This window comes from Streptomyces sp. NPDC034043 (assembly GCF_055575675.1).
In genome coordinates, this window is sequence record NZ_JBVISF010000001.1 from 864,255 (window position 1) to 879,416 (window position 15,162).

At 74.2% G+C, this 15,162-nt stretch carries 15 protein-coding genes and 1 pseudogene; 9 read left to right on the forward strand and 7 right to left on the reverse strand.

Annotated elements, in window-relative coordinates:
* The first annotated feature begins 58 nt into the window (after positions 1-58).
* On the forward strand, positions 59-607 hold the full coding sequence (locus ACZ51S_RS04355) for a GNAT family N-acetyltransferase (protein ID WP_468802970.1): 549 nt from the start codon (positions 59-61) through the stop codon (positions 605-607).
* Between the two features lie 123 nt (positions 608-730).
* Here the strand turns inward: ACZ51S_RS04355 and ACZ51S_RS04360 are convergent, their stop codons facing one another.
* A complete protein-coding gene (locus ACZ51S_RS04360; protein WP_468802971.1) occupies positions 731-1,384 on the reverse strand; it encodes a DUF7691 family protein in 654 nt (217 codons plus the stop codon).
* 190 nt (positions 1,385-1,574) lie between these two features.
* On the opposite strand from ACZ51S_RS04360, the gene ACZ51S_RS04365 reads away from it, so the two are divergent.
* From ACZ51S_RS04365 to ACZ51S_RS04375, 3 genes are all read left to right on the forward strand, one after another.
* A complete protein-coding gene (locus ACZ51S_RS04365) occupies positions 1,575-2,408 on the forward strand; it encodes a hypothetical protein (protein ID WP_468959605.1) in 834 nt (277 codons plus the stop codon).
* 125 nt (positions 2,409-2,533) lie between these two features.
* A complete protein-coding gene (locus ACZ51S_RS04370) occupies positions 2,534-3,358 on the forward strand; it encodes a DUF1206 domain-containing protein (protein ID WP_468802972.1) in 825 nt (274 codons plus the stop codon).
* A gap of 235 nt (positions 3,359-3,593) precedes the next feature.
* Positions 3,594-3,830, forward strand: a complete 237-nt coding sequence (locus ACZ51S_RS04375; RefSeq protein WP_388937983.1) for a hypothetical protein — start codon at positions 3,594-3,596, stop codon at positions 3,828-3,830.
* 52 nt (positions 3,831-3,882) lie between these two features.
* Here the strand turns inward: ACZ51S_RS04375 and ACZ51S_RS04380 are convergent, their stop codons facing one another.
* The 5 genes from ACZ51S_RS04380 to ACZ51S_RS04400 form a co-directional block, all read right to left on the reverse strand.
* The gene (locus tag ACZ51S_RS04380) at positions 3,883-4,674 is read right to left on the reverse strand and encodes a DUF2785 domain-containing protein (protein ID WP_468475713.1); all 792 of its coding nucleotides are present in this window, start codon (positions 4,672-4,674) and stop codon (positions 3,883-3,885) included.
* A 138-nt stretch (positions 4,675-4,812) separates the two neighbouring features.
* On the reverse strand, positions 4,813-5,055 hold the full coding sequence (locus tag ACZ51S_RS04385; protein ID WP_388937986.1) for a protealysin inhibitor emfourin: 243 nt from the start codon (positions 5,053-5,055) through the stop codon (positions 4,813-4,815).
* 155 nt (positions 5,056-5,210) lie between these two features.
* Entirely contained in the window at positions 5,211-6,041 is an 831-nt protein-coding gene (locus ACZ51S_RS04390; protein WP_468475714.1) for a class I SAM-dependent methyltransferase, read from the reverse strand.
* Positions 6,042-6,396: 355 nt separating this feature from the next.
* Complete coding sequence (locus ACZ51S_RS04395; RefSeq protein WP_468802974.1) at positions 6,397-7,239, reverse strand: class I SAM-dependent methyltransferase; 843 nt, start codon at positions 7,237-7,239, stop codon at positions 6,397-6,399.
* Positions 7,240-7,518: 279 nt separating this feature from the next.
* Positions 7,519-8,562 carry a helix-turn-helix domain-containing protein gene (locus ACZ51S_RS04400; RefSeq protein ID WP_468959608.1) on the reverse strand — a complete coding sequence of 348 codons (1,044 nt, stop codon included), beginning with the start codon at positions 8,560-8,562 and terminating at the stop codon, positions 7,519-7,521.
* Positions 8,563-8,681: 119 nt separating this feature from the next.
* Here ACZ51S_RS04400 and ACZ51S_RS04405 point away from each other — a divergent pair, with 119 nt between their 5' ends.
* From ACZ51S_RS04405 to ACZ51S_RS04420, 4 genes are all read left to right on the forward strand, one after another.
* Positions 8,682-9,578, forward strand: a complete 897-nt coding sequence (locus ACZ51S_RS04405) for an alpha/beta hydrolase (protein ID WP_468475717.1) — start codon at positions 8,682-8,684, stop codon at positions 9,576-9,578.
* Between the two features lie 176 nt (positions 9,579-9,754).
* On the forward strand, positions 9,755-10,852 hold the full coding sequence (locus tag ACZ51S_RS04410) for a serine hydrolase domain-containing protein (protein WP_468803015.1): 1,098 nt from the start codon (positions 9,755-9,757) through the stop codon (positions 10,850-10,852).
* A gap of 153 nt (positions 10,853-11,005) precedes the next feature.
* Positions 11,006-11,989 carry an RNA polymerase sigma factor SigJ gene (gene sigJ, locus ACZ51S_RS04415; protein ID WP_468959610.1) on the forward strand — a complete coding sequence of 328 codons (984 nt, stop codon included), beginning with the start codon at positions 11,006-11,008 and terminating at the stop codon, positions 11,987-11,989.
* A 36-nt stretch (positions 11,990-12,025) separates the two neighbouring features.
* Complete coding sequence (locus tag ACZ51S_RS04420; protein ID WP_468475719.1) at positions 12,026-13,474, forward strand: amino acid permease; 1,449 nt, start codon at positions 12,026-12,028, stop codon at positions 13,472-13,474.
* Positions 13,475-13,479: 5 nt separating this feature from the next.
* Here the strand turns inward: ACZ51S_RS04420 and ACZ51S_RS04425 are convergent, their stop codons facing one another.
* Positions 13,480-14,067: a hypothetical protein gene (locus ACZ51S_RS04425; RefSeq protein WP_468475720.1), complete on the reverse strand. Its 588-nt coding sequence runs from the start codon at positions 14,065-14,067 to the stop codon at positions 13,480-13,482.
* Positions 14,068-14,374: 307 nt separating this feature from the next.
* On the opposite strand from ACZ51S_RS04425, the pseudogene ACZ51S_RS04430 reads away from it, so the two are divergent.
* Positions 14,375-15,030, forward strand: a pseudogene (locus tag ACZ51S_RS04430) (spherulation-specific family 4 protein).
* Positions 15,031-15,162: the final 132 nt, after the last annotated feature.

The following is a 15,162-nucleotide window of genomic DNA, read 5'->3' on the forward strand; positions in this document are numbered from 1 at the left end:
TCCTGGGTCCGTCTCGGTTATCTTGCCTCGTCATGAACAGGCCAGGGAGGTCCCACCCATGAGCAGTGCCACATCGTCGTCCTTGCCCGAGCGGATCGAGCTCACGGGCGAGGGGCTCGTCCTGCGTGACTGGACGGAGGCGGACCTGGCCGCGATGCCGGAGCTGTTCGACCACCCGGACATCGCGTACTGGACGCCGATCGTCTCGCCCTTCGACGAGGCGGCCGCGCGGACACGGCTGGTACGGGCCCGGCAGCTGCGGCAGGAGGGCACGACCGTCCTGCTCGCCATCACGGTCGACGGCGGCGCGGCGCTCGGCGAGATCATGCTGCGGCGCGCCCCCGAGGGCATGGAGATCGGCTACGCGGTCGGCCCCGCGCACCGGGGCCGAGGACTGGCGGCACGGGCGGTAAGGGTGATGGCCGCGTACGCGTTCGAGCAGCTGGACGCGGAGCAGGTCATCCTCGAACTGGAGGCGGAGAACGCCGCCAGCGTCTCCGTGGCGCGGAAGGCAGGCTTCGGCCTGCTCGACGTACCGCTGATCAAGGGTGAGGAGAAGGGGCGGCCGTTCGTCCTGCAGACGTGGGGCCTCAACCGCCCCTCGTAGACCTCCCGCCACGCACGCCACGGTGACCGGCCCGGTCCGCCGGGCGGCGCGCTCACGTCCGCGCGGGGCATTCGAGGGCGGACCGCGGCCGGCGCGGCCCGCCCCCGGATGCGGCGCGGCCGGTCAGCCGCTGATCGAGAAGAAGATCGAGCCGTCCTCGGCCCACCACCAGGCGCCCTGGCCCTTGTTCCACTCCGAGGCCCAGCCGTCGAGGGCCTTGACGAGCTCCTCCAGGTCGTACCGGAGATCGGAGTCGATCCGGTCCAGCACCGCCCGGTAGGCCTCGACCGCGGGTCCGGCCTTCGCCAGCGGCCAGCATCCGATCTCCGGTGAGCCTTCCAGGGGGTGAGGGATGCGGAAGGGGATCTCCGAGGGCGGGCCGCTGAAGACGTACTGGTACGGCAGCAGGTCCGCCGGCACGCCTTCCGCGCTCAGCGCGGCGTCCAGAGCCGAGAAGTAGGTGACCGGACTGCGGTAACTCGCCAGGGTGGAGCCGTCGCTCGCGTTGTGGTCGATGATGATCTGGAGGGCCGCGTAGTAGGCGCACCCGGCGTAGTCGGCGGAGGATTCGGCCCGGCCGGCTATCAGTTCCTCCAGTGCGTCCGGGACCGGCAGACCCCAGTCCACACCCTGGCGGTCGAGATCGGCCTGACGCGCCCGTGCCCTGGCCCGCATGCTCTCGAGGCGTCGCGATTCGTCGGCGGTCAGGTCCAGGGCGGGCACGAAGCGCAGCACCTCGCCGCGGTTCGCCATGCTGTAGTTCACTACCTTGCTCATGGGGGCATGCTGCCAAAAGGCACTGACACCCCCGGCGGCAGGGACCGCTACGCGGCTGTGTGGACGTGTCCCTCCGCGATGGGACACCCGCACCCGGACCGGCCAACTGTTCATGATCCGTTAGGCTGTTCGACGTTCGCGGCGCGCCCACGCGCCGCGCGGAGCAGGCGCAGGACCGGGGGAACAGCGAGTGAGCACGGCCAGGCCGCAGGTGGGCGTCGACGGGGGCGGACTCCTCGCCACGGCGAACGAGTTCTTCCACACCTGCATGGGCGACCACGCCCCGGGACCGGACGAACGCCCGCACGACAGGCTCATCAGCGGGATGCAGCTCGGAAGGACGCTCCTCGGCATGGTCGCCGCGGTGTGGCTCGTCGTGGCCTATCCGCTGAGTTCGGGCCGGGAGGAGTTCGTCCTCGGCAAACTCGTCGAACTCGGCATCGCCTGCGCCGTTCTGCTCGCGGGGAGCGTCATCGGCATCACCGCCTTCCTCGCCGCGGGCACCCCGGACCGGCGCCGCGCCTTCGCCCGCCGGCTGCTGGGACCGCTCGTGTCCATGCTGGCGCTCGCCCTGGGCCCCGCCGTGACCTGGCTGTCCCTCAAGACCGTCAAGGGCGAACTCGTCGGCGGAGACGACCTGATGGACTTCTTCTCCGCGATCGTCGGCCGCGGGATCCTCTGCTCGCTGCTCAGTCTCGTCGTACTCGTCATAGGCTGGCTGATCGCCATCGCCCTGCTGATCGCCTCGGTCCCGTACACGATCCTCACGGCCTACGTCTGCGTCACCACCTGCTTCCGCGCCTCCGACGTCCACCAGCTGCTCCCCGCCCTGCTCTCGCCGCTGCTGGTGTGGTCGCTCTTCGCCTTCCAGGTCTTCAACGGCCCGGACGTCGCCGCACCCCCGGAGGTGCTGTACACGTTCCTCCTCGGCGGCCCCCTGTCGGTGACCGCGCTCTCGGTCTGGGAGGTGCGCCGCCTGCGCGGCCGGTACGGGATCACCCTGCGCCGGGCCCTGGGCCGCTGATCCTGCGCCGTGGACGACCGGTCCACGCGGCGTGACCACTCCGAACGTGTCTGGGACAACGGCGCCGTACGGGGCAGACGCCCGGAAGGGGAGCGCGACCGCGCTCCCGGACCGGAGGGCTGATCATGCATTCGACTTCTGGTGGGAGCGGGGTCCGCAGCGGCGCCTCCCGGACCGGGATCGTCGCCGCCGCCCGGGCGGGGCTGGCCACGCGCGGGGTCCTGTACGTCCTGGTCGGCGCGATCGCCCTGCGCATCGCGTTCGGCCAGGACCCGGGGCGGCAGGCGGACCGGCAGGGAGCGCTCGCCGGACTGGCGGCCGGGCCCCTGGGCCGGGTCCTGATCTGGGCCGTCGCCATCGGCCTGGTCGGGATGACCCTGTGGCGCCTGTCGGAAGCGGTCTTCGGCGGGGCCGGGTCCGACGGGCGCAAGGCCGGCAAACGGCTGGCGGCGGCCTTCCGGGCGGTCTTCTACGCCGTGGTCGCGGCGTCCGTGTTCGCCTTCGCGGCCGGGCAGGGCGGCGGGAAGTCCAGCGACGAGCAGTCGCGCGACGCCACCGCGAGCGTCCTCGAGTGGCCCGGCGGCCGTTGGCTGGTCGGTCTGGTGGGGCTCGCCGTCGCCGTCGGCGGAGTCGTGATCGCGGTGTCGGCGGTGCGGCGCACGTTCCGCGACGACCTGGAGGTGCCTTCGCGGCCGGGCTGGCTGAACGGTGTCGTCGAGGCGCTCGGCGTGGCCGGCGGCCTCGCCCGGGGCGCCCTGTTCGCGGGCGTGGGCGGGTGTGCGCTCTACGCGGCGGTGGAGTACGACCCAGGCAAGGCCAAGGGCATCGACGACACCCTGCGCGCCTTCGCCGACACCCCGGCGGGGCCGTGGCTGCTGGTCGTGGTGGCGGCGGGCCTGGTGCTGTTCGGCCTGTTCTCGTGGGCGATGGCCGCCTGGCGGCGGGTCTGACCGGCGCGCCCGTGCCGAGGCGCCCGGACCCGCGGCGGCGGATGCCCCGCGGGTCCCCGCGCCCAGCCCTCCGGCGCCGCCACCGGAACCGCGGGGCCACCGGCGCGGCGAACCCGGCCACCCGCCCGGCCCCTCGGCCGAGCCGGCCCGCGCACGGTCGCCCGTACGCCACCGATCGGCCCCCCGCGACGTGTCGCCGCGCCCGTCACCGGTCACGGCGTGCAACCGTCTCCCCATGACCGAAGGCTTGACACCTCACCTCTCCCCGGCGCGCATCACCGTCCTGGGCCTCCAACCCGGTACCCCGCCCTTCCGGATCGTCGAGCTCGACGGAGAGGTCGTCGGCCGGGCGGAGTCGATGACGGACGTGCTGCTGGTCGCCGCCGAGGCGGGGATCACCATCCATGACCTCGACGACCTGGACGAGGTCCGGTGGGTCGGCGGCGGCAAGTTCACCTGGACCCTGCACTGACCGGCCGGGGCGGACGGCCCCGCCCGCTCCCGCCGGCCCGGTCCCGTCCTCCTCAGCGCCTGATGACGGCGTCGAGGGTCCGCGCCAGCGCGGCCTTGACCGCCGCGCGGTGGTGCAGGGCCACCGGCGCGGACGCGGGGTCCGGCCGCACCCCGCGGTCAGCGAAGACGTAGAGCATCCGAAGCGTGCGCAGGCAGTTCGTCAGGTGCGCGGGGACCGGCGAGGGGACACGGTCCGAGCCGAAGCGGGCGGCGACCGGTTCGAGCCACGAGGTCGCGTCACGCTCGCTCATATCGTGCCGGGTCAGCACCCGGGCGAGCGCCCTCGCCAGCCGGTCGTCCTCCAGCTGGTCGAACACGTGGGCGGTGGGCGCCGTGAGCCGCGCGGCGGCGAGGTCCAGCATCCGTACCGGGTCCACCTCGGGACGGCACCCGAACCGGTTCAGCAGGTCAGCGCCGTGCGCCACCGCGTGCAGCCAGCCCAGCTCCTCGTCGTGGCCCCGCAGGTCCGTCTCCGCCGGGTACCAGCGCTCGAAGGCGTCGACCCAGGCGGGCCTGAAGTCGCCCCCGGCCACGAGCATGTCGAGCACGAGAGGGGCGAAGGTACGGGCCTGGACCGCGGGATCGGTGAAGCGGGCGGCCATCTCGTCACCCAGTGCCAGCCGCCGGGGGGCGGGTATCACCCCGCGGGCTATCCAGGCCGCGAGGACGGAGTGCGGGGCCCCGTCCCGGATCCGCGGATCCGGATCCGCGAGGGCAGCCGACAGCAGCCGCACCATCTCTTCCATGGAGTGGCCGGCGGGCACCGCGCAGTCGGCGGCTTCGATCTCGGTCCAGTTGATCACGGCGCGCAGGATAGCCCGCCCTGGCCTGCCGCACCGCCCATTATCCCGGCGGCTGCGGACCCGCACCGGCGCGCGCCCGGTGGGCCGTCCCGGGCGCACGTGACCGGCTTCCAGGGGCCAAGCGCCCGGGGTCAGGCGTCAGGCGCCTTCGCCGAGGACGGTGCGGATCAGCGCCCGCTGGTCGTCGGACAGGCACGGGTCCTGGACGTCGAGGACCTCGCCGTCGACGGTGATGCGGTAGTGGAAGCCGTCCGCCACCGAGGAGACGGCCCGGTTGGCGAGTTCTTCGAGCCGTGCAGCGTCCCGCCGGCCGGTGGTGTCGAGTGAGCGGAGCTTCTCGGCTCCGGTGAAGCCGCCGGTACGGGTGACCGTGATCAGCATGATCGTTCCTCCGGGTGCTGTGGGCCGGCGCGCGGTCCGCGCGCGGCGGCGTGCTGCCGCCGCCTCCCCGCGTGCCCCCGATGCCGGCCCGTTCCCGCCCGGCGGCCGGGAACGGCCGGAAAGCACCGCCCGGCGGCCGGTGGGGCGCGGTCGGGTCAGCGCTGGGGCACAGGACGGCGGCCCCACGCCGTGAGCATGCCGGGGCCGAGCTCGGCCAGGCCGGGGGAGTCGAGGTAGGCGAGCGCCTCGTCGAAGACGGCCGGTTCCAGCCGGCCCGGGGCGAGGAGGTCCGTCCGCATCCGCTGCCAGGTCTCGCGCCAGAAGGCGGCGAGCGGGCCGCCCGGGGTCAGGGGCGGGCAGACCAGCTCCGCCGCGACGTCGGCCAGCCCGGCCGCGCGCAGGGCGTGCGGGTAGGAGCGCACGGCGGCGATGTCGGTGCCGATGGTCTCCGCCAGCGTCCGCCACATGGCGTCCAGGGTGCGGCGGTACGCGGAGCGCGCGTCGGCGGGGTCGGGCACGTCCGCCGCATCGCTGAGGACGAGGTACCCGCCGGGCTTGAGGCGCTTCGCGAGGCGGTCGACGAGGGCCCGGCGCTCGGGGAGGTGCATGAGGACGAACCGGGCGTGGACCAGGTCGAACGAGCCGGGCTCCGCCGCGTCGTCGAGCCGGGTCAGATCGCCGGCGAGCACCCGCAGCCGAGGTCCGGCGAGCGGGGTCAGCCGGCTGGTGTCACGGTCCAGGGCGACGACCTCGGCACCGGCCTCCTCGGCGAGCCAGCGTGCGACGGTGCCCGTACCGGCGCCGGCCTCCAGGCAGCGCCAGCCGGGACCGACGCCGAGATCGCGAAGCCGCTGCCGGGTGAGCGGGTCGTACACGAGCGCCGCGTGGTCGATGCGCTCGCCCTCACCCGGCCGCCCGGGCGGGAAGAGGGCCTCGCCGTACCGGCCCGCCGGCTCCGGGCGCTCCTCGGGTGATGCTGCTGCCACCGTGACTCCTTCGACCGGAAGGCCCGTACCGGCCCGCCCCACGATCGCCCGCCGGCCCGCCGGGACGACGGCATTGGACCGGTCGGCGGCGCGCCCCGGGCACCGCACCCCAGGGGGTGTCCGGCGGATCACGGCCCGGCCCGCCCGGCACCGCGGCTCGCCGCGCCGGCGTCGGTCGCTCATGGCCCGCAGCTACCGCTGGGAGGGGCCACCACCGCAGTGGCTCCCTCCTCCGCCGTGCAATCCACGGCACCTGGGGGGAGCACCGGGCTTGACCGGCCCTGATCCGCCGGACACCCCCTGGTCACACCCCCGCGCCGGCGGGGAGCTGGTCCCGGGTCCCGTGAGCCGTCCGTCACCCCGCCCCCGCGGCGCTCCGCCGCGCGGTGAGCAGCAGGTACTCCCACTCCATGGCCCCGTCCCGCAGGGCCCCGGCCGCCAGGTCGGCGAGGGCCCCGTCGAGGGCGGCGGTCCGCTCGGGATCGTCGGCGATGTTCCGGTAGACCGTGATCGTCGGCCCGTAGGAGGCCTTGAAGAACTCGCGGAACTCCTCCGGCTCCCCGAACGCCTCCACGCGGAGCGTCCGCCGGCGGGCGTCGACGTCGGTGACGCGGTCGCCCAGGAGCGTCCGTACGTGCTCCTCCCGCCCCCACAGCGGCGGCGGCTGCGCTCCCGGCGGGGGCGGAGGCGCGTACGGCTTCATGGTGGCGAACATCTGCCCGATGAACCCCTCCGGGGTCCAGCTGACGAGACCGATCGTGCCGCCGGGCCGGCAGACGCGCACCAGCTCGTCGGCGGCGGCCTGGTGGTGCGGGGCGAACATGACCCCGACGCAGGACATCACCGTGTCGAAGGTCCCGTCCTCGAACGGCATCGCCTCCGCGTCCGCCTCCTGCCAGCTCAGCCGGGCGCCGCGCGCCGCGGCCTCCTGCCGACCCACGGCCAGCAGCTCGGGCGTGAGGTCGGAGGCCACCACCTCGCCGCCGGCCAGCGCGGCCGGGATCGAGGCGTTCCCCGACCCCGCGGCGACGTCCAGCACCCGGTCCCCCTCCTGCACCCCGCAGGCCTCCACCAGCACGGGCCCGAGAGGTGCCACGAGCCGTGTCGCGACCGCGGGGTAGTCGCCCAGTGCCCACATCGCCCGGTGCTTCGCCTTGAGCGCACGGTCGGCCTCGCGCGCGTCCGCCGTCTGGGTCATGCCACCCGCCTCCCTCGTCCGGACGGTCCGATGGCCGTCCCTTCGAGCATAGGAACCCCGCGGGTCACCGGCCCGGCGAGACCGTCACGGATCCGCTCGGGTGGAGTCCGGGTGACCGAGGCCCGGGCACGAACACCGACAACGGCGGACCCGGCACCGACGTGTGCGCGAACCCCGGCACGGGCCCCGGCTGCCAGTGACCCCCGCGGGGTGCTGCCGGACCCGGGAGCACCCCGCCCCGCCGGCCGGGCGCCGGTTCCACCACACGCCCGCGGCCCCTCAGCCGCCGGCGAGCCGCCACGCGGCGAGGGCGAGCCTGGCCCGCATCAGTCCCGCCGGGGAGCTCAGGTCGAGGCCGAGGGCCCTGCCGATCTGCTCGATCCTGCGGGCCACACTGCTGTGGTGCAGGTGGAGCAGGTCGGCCGCACGGCGCAGGGACCCGGTGGCGCAGTAGGCGTCCAGCGTCTCCAGGTCCTCCGGGCTGCCGGCCACGGCGGCGAGCGCCACGACATCGGGATTGCCGCGCAGCGTCTCCGGAGGCACCTCCGCCAGGAGCGCCAGCGCGCCCAGAGCGGCGTAGCGGACGACGGGTTCGCGCGGCGTGGCGAACCGCAGGGCGGTACGGGCCTCCTGCCACGCCCGGTCGGGCCTCCCGGCAGCGCCGACGCCCGCGCACACGCCCTCCGGGAACCGGTCCGGATCCAGGGCGGCGGCCAGGATGACGCCCACCCCGGCGAGCACCGCCCCCTTCACCGGCCGGCCCGGGCAGACGAGTCCGCCCACCCGGTCCAGCGGCAGCCGCTGCGACCGAACGGCGGCGACACGGACCGGCGGACCGGCGGCGAAGCCCAGGAGCCGCAGCGCCCGGGCCCTGGCCGCCTCGTCCGTGCCGGGGCTGATGACCAGCTCGACGAGGGCCGGGTCCGCCATGGTGGTACGGGCGGGCCCGTACCGTTCGACGGCGCCCGCCACGGCGATGGCGAGCCGCTCCAGCAGGACCTCGTCGAGCGGTCCGGCCGGCCCTGGCCGCTCCAGCCACACGGAGCCGATCTCCTCCTCGTCGAGCACGACGGGCACCTCGCCGGACGCGGACACCGACCCCGGCGCCTGCGGGACCTCGCGGCCGTCGGACGTCACGCGGATCGTCCGCCCGGTGCCGTGGAGCCGGATCCCGGTGACGCACTCCGCCAGGCCCGCGGAGGCCCGGGCGAGCGCCGCCAGGTCCACCCGCCGGCGCATCAGCGTGTCGTAGAACGCGACGATGCGGAGCGCCCCGTCGACGTACGGATCGAGTCCCGAGAGCCGTACGGCCAGTGCCTCCATACCGGCAGCATAGAAGGCCGGACCGGTGGGCGCGGCCCGCCGACCGGCGCGCGATCGGGCCGGGATGCCCGACGGGCGGCGGACGACCCGGGCCCGCCGGGCCCGTGAGGATGTTCGCCATGGACCCCGAACTCGAAGCCTTCATACCCTTCTTCCCCCGGACCGACCTGAGCGACCCGGTCGCGGCCCGCGAGGCCTTCGCCGAACTGGCCACCGCGGTACCGGCACCGGACGCCGCGCACATGCGGGTCGAGGACCGCACCGTCCCCGCCGACCCGGACGTGCCCGTACGGATCTACCACCCGCACGGAGCCCGGGGTGCCCTCGTGTGGATGCACGGCGGCGGCTTCGTCATGGGCAACCTGGACACGGAGCACCCGTGGGCCAGCCGCATCGCCGCGGGCTCCGGCGCGGTGGTGATCTCGGTGGACTACCGTCTCGCCCCCGAACACCCCTTCCCCGCCGCCCTGGACGACGCCTACGCCGTACTGGCCTGGACGGCCGCACACGCCGCCGACCTCGGCATCGACCCGGCCCGCATCGCCGTCGGCGGACACAGCGCCGGCGCGAACCTCGCCGCCGCGGTGACGCTGCGGGCCCGCGACCAGGGGGGACCGGAGATCCGGTTCCAACTGCTCAACCAGCCGGGGCTCGACGACCGCCAGGACAGCTGGTCGGCGCGGAACTTCACCGACACGCCCTGGTTCTACCGGGACAAGGCCGTCGCGGGCTGGCGGCACTACCTGGGCGGCCGGCCCGCCACCCCGTACGCCGCGCCGGCCCGGGCCGCCGACCTGTCCGGCCTGCCCCCGGCCTACCTCTCCACCGCGGAGTTCGACCCGAACCGCGACGAGGGCCTCGAGTACGGGCTGCGCCTGCTCCGGGCGGGCGTACCGGTCGAGATCCACCAGTGGCCCGGCACCTTCCACGGTTCGCAGGCCCTCCTGTCCGCCGAGGTCTCCCAGCGCCAGAACGCCGAACTCGGCGCCGTCCTGGGCCGTGCCCTCGCCGGCTGAAGCACACGCACACCACCCGACAACCCGAAAGGACCCGGACCTTGACGATCCGACCCAAGACCCGCACCCGCCTCGCCCTGTGCGCCGGCGTGGCCCTGCTCACGACTGCCGCCGGGGCCCCCGCGGTGGCGGCGCCCCCTACCCACGGGACGACTCCCGTCGAGCTGAGGACGGCGATGGACGCCGTCCACCGGGCGGGAATCCCGGGGGTGTACGGGGAGGTACGCGTCGACGGCCGGACCTGGCGCGGCGCCTCCGGAGTCGCCGACGTCACGACCGGACGCCCCGTCAGCCCGGACATGCGCCACCGCGTCGGCAGCGTCACCAAGACCTTCACCGCCGCGGCGGTCATGCAGCAGGTCGAGCGGGGCAGGATCCGGCTCGACGCGCCGATCGGCGACCACCTCCCCGACCTCGTGCCGGGAGAGCGCGGCAGGAAGATCACGGTGCGGATGCTGCTCAACCACACCAGCGGCCTTCCCGACTACGTCCGTTACGCCTTCCCCTCCCTGGCGGTCAATTCGCCCCAGAGCCTCGACGACAACCAGTTCCGGCGGTTCCGCCCGGCCGAACTGATCGAACTGGGGCTCGCGGCGCCCCCCACCGGCGAACCCGGCGGACCGACGGGGGTGTACTCCAACACCAACTACCTCCTGCTCGGCGAACTCCTGGAACGGGTCACCGGCACCCCGGCCGAGGAGTACATCACCCGCCACGTCATCCGGCGCGCGGGACTGCGGCACACCGGGTTCCCGACGGGCCCGTACCTCGACGGTCCGCACGCGCGCATGTACGAGGCGGCCCACGGCCTCCTCGACCCGCCGCGCGACTACAGCGTCTACGACCCGTCCTGGGTCGGGACGGGCGCGGCCCTCGTGTCGACGATGGACGACCTCAACCGCTTCTACGCCAAACTCCTCGACGGCAGGATCGTCAGCCGTGCCTCGCTGGCGCAGATGCAGCGCACCATCCCGGTCCGTGCCCTGGACGGCACGACGGTCCAGTACGGCCTCGGCCTCCACAGGGTCACCGTCCGGGACTGCGGCACCTTCTGGGGCCACGACGGCTCGGCCTGGGGCGCCGGAACCATGTCCCTGACCCGCGACGACGGCAAGCGTCAGATGTCCGTCGCCTTCAACCTCCAGCGCTGGAACGCGCGGGACGCCTCGGGGAACCCGCTGCCGCACCCCATCGACGACGCCCTTTCCACGCTCTACGGCGAAGCGATGTGCGACGGGGCGGACACCGCGCGGGCCCACCCGTCCACCCCTTGACGGACCCCGCCTCCGCCTCCGCGGTCAACCCGGCCGCGGGGGCGGCGGCCACCGGCAGACCCGTGTGATGTGGCTCACCGCCCCGCCTCCCGCACCGTCCCGTCGCCGAGGATGGCGAGGGGAAGAGACGCGAACGGGGGAGTCGCCGCGGCCATGACCACCGACCCGAGCCTGAGCGCGATCACGGGCGAACGCACCGGCCTGATCAACCTGGCCTACCGGTTCCTCGGCTCCCTGGCCGAGGCCGAGGACGCCGTACAGGAGACGTACGCCCGCTGGTACGCCATGCCGCGGCACCAGCAGGAGGCCATCGAGTCACCCGGTGCGTGGCTGACGAAGGTGGTGAGCCGCGTCTGTCTCGACGTACTCGGCTCGGCCCGGGCCCGTCGCGAGAGCTACGTGGGCCAGTGGGTTCCGGAGCCGCTGCCCGACCGTACCGAGTGGAGGAACGCCCGGTCCGCCGGGGCCGGCTGCGATCCGGCCGACCGGGTCACCCTGGACGAGTCGGTCGACATGGCCTTCCTCGTGGTACTCGAATCGATGACCCCGGCCGAGAGGGTCGCGTTCATCCTCCACGACGTCTTCCGCTACCCCTTCGCGGAGGTCGCCACGATCGTCGGCCGCACCCCGGCGGCCTGCCGCCAACTGGCGTCATCGGCCCGCCGCCGCATCGGTACGGCGCGCCCCCGCGCGGGCACGGCCGTTCGGCGGGCCGGCGTCATCAGGGACTTCAAGCAGGCCTGGGAGGCCAAGGACGTCGCGGCCCTCGTCGGCCTCCTCGACCCCGACGCCACGATGATCGCCGACGGCGGCGGTCTGGTCGGCGCGGTACTGCGTCCCGTCGTGGGCGCAGAGGCGATCGCCCGCCTCGTCACCGGGATCGGCGGCAGGGCGGCGCCCGGCCCCACCCTCCTGGAACGGTCGGTCAACGGCCGCCCCGGGCTGGTGGCCCAGCACGCCGGCACCACCGTCACGGTGGCCGCGTTCGGGTTCACGGACGACCGGATCGCCCACATCTGGGCGGTGCGCAACCCGGAGAAGCTACGGACGTGGAACCGAACGGTTCCGCCGGGCCGCGGACCGGAATCGCCACCTGACGGAGCGCCTATTTCCGCACGGCCGGCGCTTCCGAGATGATGTGCGCCCGTCACTCCCGGCCGAAAGGAACGGAGCATGGCCACGTGGTGGTCAGGGCAGGGCGTACTCCGCCGCAAACCGATCGAACACATCGAAGAGCCCGAAGGCGCACCCAGTGAGCAGCTCGCCCGCACCCTCGGCCTGTGGCAGCTCACGGCGATCGGCGTCGGCGGCATCATCGGCGCCGGCATCTTCACGCTCGCCGGAACGGTCGCCAACGGCGTCGCGGGACCGGCGGTGCTGGTCTCCTTCCTCATCGCCGGCGTGGCCAGCGCCGCGGCGGCGTTCTCCTACGCGGAGTTCGCCGGCCTGATCCCGAAGGCCGGTTCCGCTTACACCTACGGGTACGCCGTCCTCGGCGAGCTGGCCGGCTGGTTCATCGGCTGGGACCTGCTGCTGGAGTACACGGCCATCGTCGCGGTCGTCGCCATCGGCATCTCCGGCTACTTCAACTTCCTCCTGGAGGAAACGGGCGCCTCCCTCCCCACATGGATGCTCGGCGCCCCGGGCACCGGCGACGGACACCGCTTCGACCTCATCGCGGCCGTCCTGTGCCTGTTCACGGCCTACCTGCTCACCCTCGGCATCAGGAACGCGGCACGCTTCGAGACCGTCGTGGTCGTCCTCAAGGTGCTGGTCGTCCTGCTGGTCGTCGTGGTCGGCTTCTTCCACATCAGGTCCGAGAACTACACGCCCTTCTTCCCGTACGGCGTGGGCGGCGCCTTCACCGGCGCGGCCACGGTCTTCTTCGCGGTCTTCGGCTACGACGCCATGAGCACGGCGGCGGAGGAGTCCAAGGACGCCCAGCGGCACATGCCCCGGGCGATCATCTACTCCCTCGCCATCGCCATGGTGCTGTACGTCCTCGCCTGCCTGGTCCTGACGGGCATGCAGAAGTACACCGAGGTCGACCCGGAGAGCGGGTTCTCCAGCGCCTTCAAGGCGGCCGGGCTGCCCGTGGTGGCCGACGTCATCGCGGTCGGCGCGATCATCGGCATCCTCACGGTGATGTTCACCTTCATGCTCGGCGTGACCCGCGTGTGGTTCTCCATGAGCCGCGACGGACTGCTGCCCCACTGGTTCGCCAAGACGCACCCGACCCGGCACGTCCCGACCCGGGTCACCTGGATCGTCGGCGTGGCATCGGCGGCCATCGCGGGATTCGTGCCGATCGGGGAGGCGGCGGAGCTCACCAACATCGGGATCCTGCTCGCCTTCGCCGTCGTGTGCACCTCGGTCATCGTGCTCCGCTACCGGCGCCCCGACCTGCCCCGCACGTTCCGCACGCCGCTCATGCCCTTCACCCCCGCGATCGGGGTCATCGCCTCGGTCTGGCTCATCACCTACCTGCGCGTGGAGACGTGGCTCCGTTTCGGGCTCTGGTTCCTCATCGGACTGGTCGTCTACTTCGGCTACTCCTACCGCCACTCCAAGATGGCCGGACGCACCCCGGACCCGGCCTCCGGAGGGAGCCCGCGGGTGTAGGAGGCCTAGGCCGTCGACCGGGAGCCGAGGGCGCCGGGCGTCTTCGGGATCCACGACGGCACGGCCGTGGCGGCCGCGGGGTCCGCCTCGTCCATGAACACGTACCAGTCGCGGTCCTCGCCGCCCATGCCCGCCCGGGTGTTGATCTGCTTGACCTGGCCCGTCGTGTGGAAGTAGAGGACGATGCTCTGCCGCTTGGAGCCCTCGTCGTAGAACTCCGCCGTGACCTTCCCGCGGGCGCCCTTGCCGAAGGCGGAGATCCAGTTCCGCGCCGTCGGCGCGGGGGCACTGTGGACGGTGCCCGGCGCCGCGAGGGCGGCCAGTTCCTCCGCGTCCCCGTCGGCCGTCCGCCAGACCACCTCCTGGGCGATCCGCAGCGTGTCCACCGACGGGTACCCGACCACCGCCAGCGGCTCGTGGCTGCCGTAGTCCCCGGCGTAGCGGATGTCCCGCTCGTCCGTCTGCTCCGCACAGGCCGTCAGCGCGCCGGCCGTCGCCGCGGTGGCGACGACGGCGACGGCGGCCCGCCGGGCCGTCGCCGAAACCACCCGCCGGGCCCGGCCGTACGCCTCCCACCTGCTGTGTTCGTCCATGCGGTCAAGGTAGCGGAGGGCGACGGCATGTCCGCAACGTCCCCTCGGGGCGGCTCAACATCGGCTCCGGCGACGCCGTACTCGTCCACGGCCCGGCCCGGCTGGCCGGCTTCCGGGGGCGGATCGAGGAGGACACGGGCGGCGCGGCCGGTTCCGCCCGCTCGGCCGAGGTGTCGTGGCAGTGCTCCGACATCACCGCCGCGGAACGGGCCCTGGGATGGAGCCCGCGGCGGCGACTGGACGGCATGCCGGCCTCCTTGTGGGGCGTGGGCGCCGGGGCGGCCGCCCACGACGGCACCCGCGTGCCATGAGCCTGCTGGTCCCGCTGTACGCGCATCCGGCGGAGGACCCGGGAGCCTGGGCCCGGCTGACCGCGGCGGCGTCCCGGACCCACTCGGTGGTGCTGAACCCCGCGAGCGGCCCGGGCCCGCGCCCCGATCCCGTGTTCACGGCCGCGGCCGCCGCCCTGCGCACGGCCGGCGCCCGGCTCCTCGGCTACCTCGACACCGCGTACGGGGCCCGGGAAGGAGCCCAGATCAACTACGAGACCCCGCGCTACCAGGAGTGGTACGGGGTCGACGGCCGCCTCCTGGACCGGGTGACGGCGGACCGGCAGGGGCCTGCCGTCGGCTGGTCCGCTCGCTGCGCCGGCTCGGCGCGACCACCGCCGTCCTGAACCCGGGGGTCCACCCGGAACCCCGGTACCTGCGCTTCGCCGACCTGGTCGTGACCCTCGAGGGCGACTGGCCGACGTACGCGACCGGGTTCACCAGACCCGGATGGACGGCCCGCCACCCGGCCGAGCGGTTCTGCCATCTGGTCCACGCGGTCCCCGAGGCCCTGATCCCGCTCGCCCTGCGCACCGCCCGCGAACGCGGCGCGGCCGTCTGCGGCCCGGTCACCGGCGGACTCCCCAACCCCCGGGCGCGGCCGACCCCGGTCCTGACGGCCCCGGACGACTGAGCCGGACGGCCGGTACGAGGACCACACGGGCGGGTCGGCACCGCGCGCCCCGGCGCGCCCGGCCGCCCCCCACGTGCTTCCATGACGGACGTGCCCCGGCCCGGGCCTTCCGCCACCGCCGACAGAAAGCAC

What these genes read in the sequence shown, in the direction of transcription:
- ACZ51S_RS04355 (WP_468802970.1), top strand. Translation starts at nt 59, where the DNA reads ATGAGCAGTGCCACATCGTCGTCCTTGCCCGAGCGGATCGAGCTCACG.
- ACZ51S_RS04360 (WP_468802971.1), bottom strand. Translation starts at nt 1,384, where the DNA reads ATGAGCAAGGTAGTGAACTACAGCATGGCGAACCGCGGCGAGGTGCTG.
- ACZ51S_RS04370 (WP_468802972.1), top strand. Translation starts at nt 2,534, where the DNA reads ATGCATTCGACTTCTGGTGGGAGCGGGGTCCGCAGCGGCGCCTCCCGG.
- ACZ51S_RS04375 (WP_388937983.1), top strand. Translation starts at nt 3,594, where the DNA reads ATGACCGAAGGCTTGACACCTCACCTCTCCCCGGCGCGCATCACCGTC.
- ACZ51S_RS04385 (WP_388937986.1), bottom strand. Translation starts at nt 5,055, where the DNA reads ATGCTGATCACGGTCACCCGTACCGGCGGCTTCACCGGAGCCGAGAAG.
- ACZ51S_RS04395 (WP_468802974.1), bottom strand. Translation starts at nt 7,239, where the DNA reads ATGACCCAGACGGCGGACGCGCGCGAGGCCGACCGTGCGCTCAAGGCG.
- ACZ51S_RS04400 (WP_468959608.1), bottom strand. Translation starts at nt 8,562, where the DNA reads ATGGAGGCACTGGCCGTACGGCTCTCGGGACTCGATCCGTACGTCGAC.
- ACZ51S_RS04405 (WP_468475717.1), top strand. Translation starts at nt 8,682, where the DNA reads ATGGACCCCGAACTCGAAGCCTTCATACCCTTCTTCCCCCGGACCGAC.
- ACZ51S_RS04410 (WP_468803015.1), top strand. Translation starts at nt 9,755, where the DNA reads ATGGACGCCGTCCACCGGGCGGGAATCCCGGGGGTGTACGGGGAGGTA.
- sigJ (WP_468959610.1), top strand. Translation starts at nt 11,006, where the DNA reads ATGACCACCGACCCGAGCCTGAGCGCGATCACGGGCGAACGCACCGGC.
- ACZ51S_RS04420 (WP_468475719.1), top strand. Translation starts at nt 12,026, where the DNA reads ATGGCCACGTGGTGGTCAGGGCAGGGCGTACTCCGCCGCAAACCGATC.
- ACZ51S_RS04425 (WP_468475720.1), bottom strand. Translation starts at nt 14,067, where the DNA reads ATGGACGAACACAGCAGGTGGGAGGCGTACGGCCGGGCCCGGCGGGTG.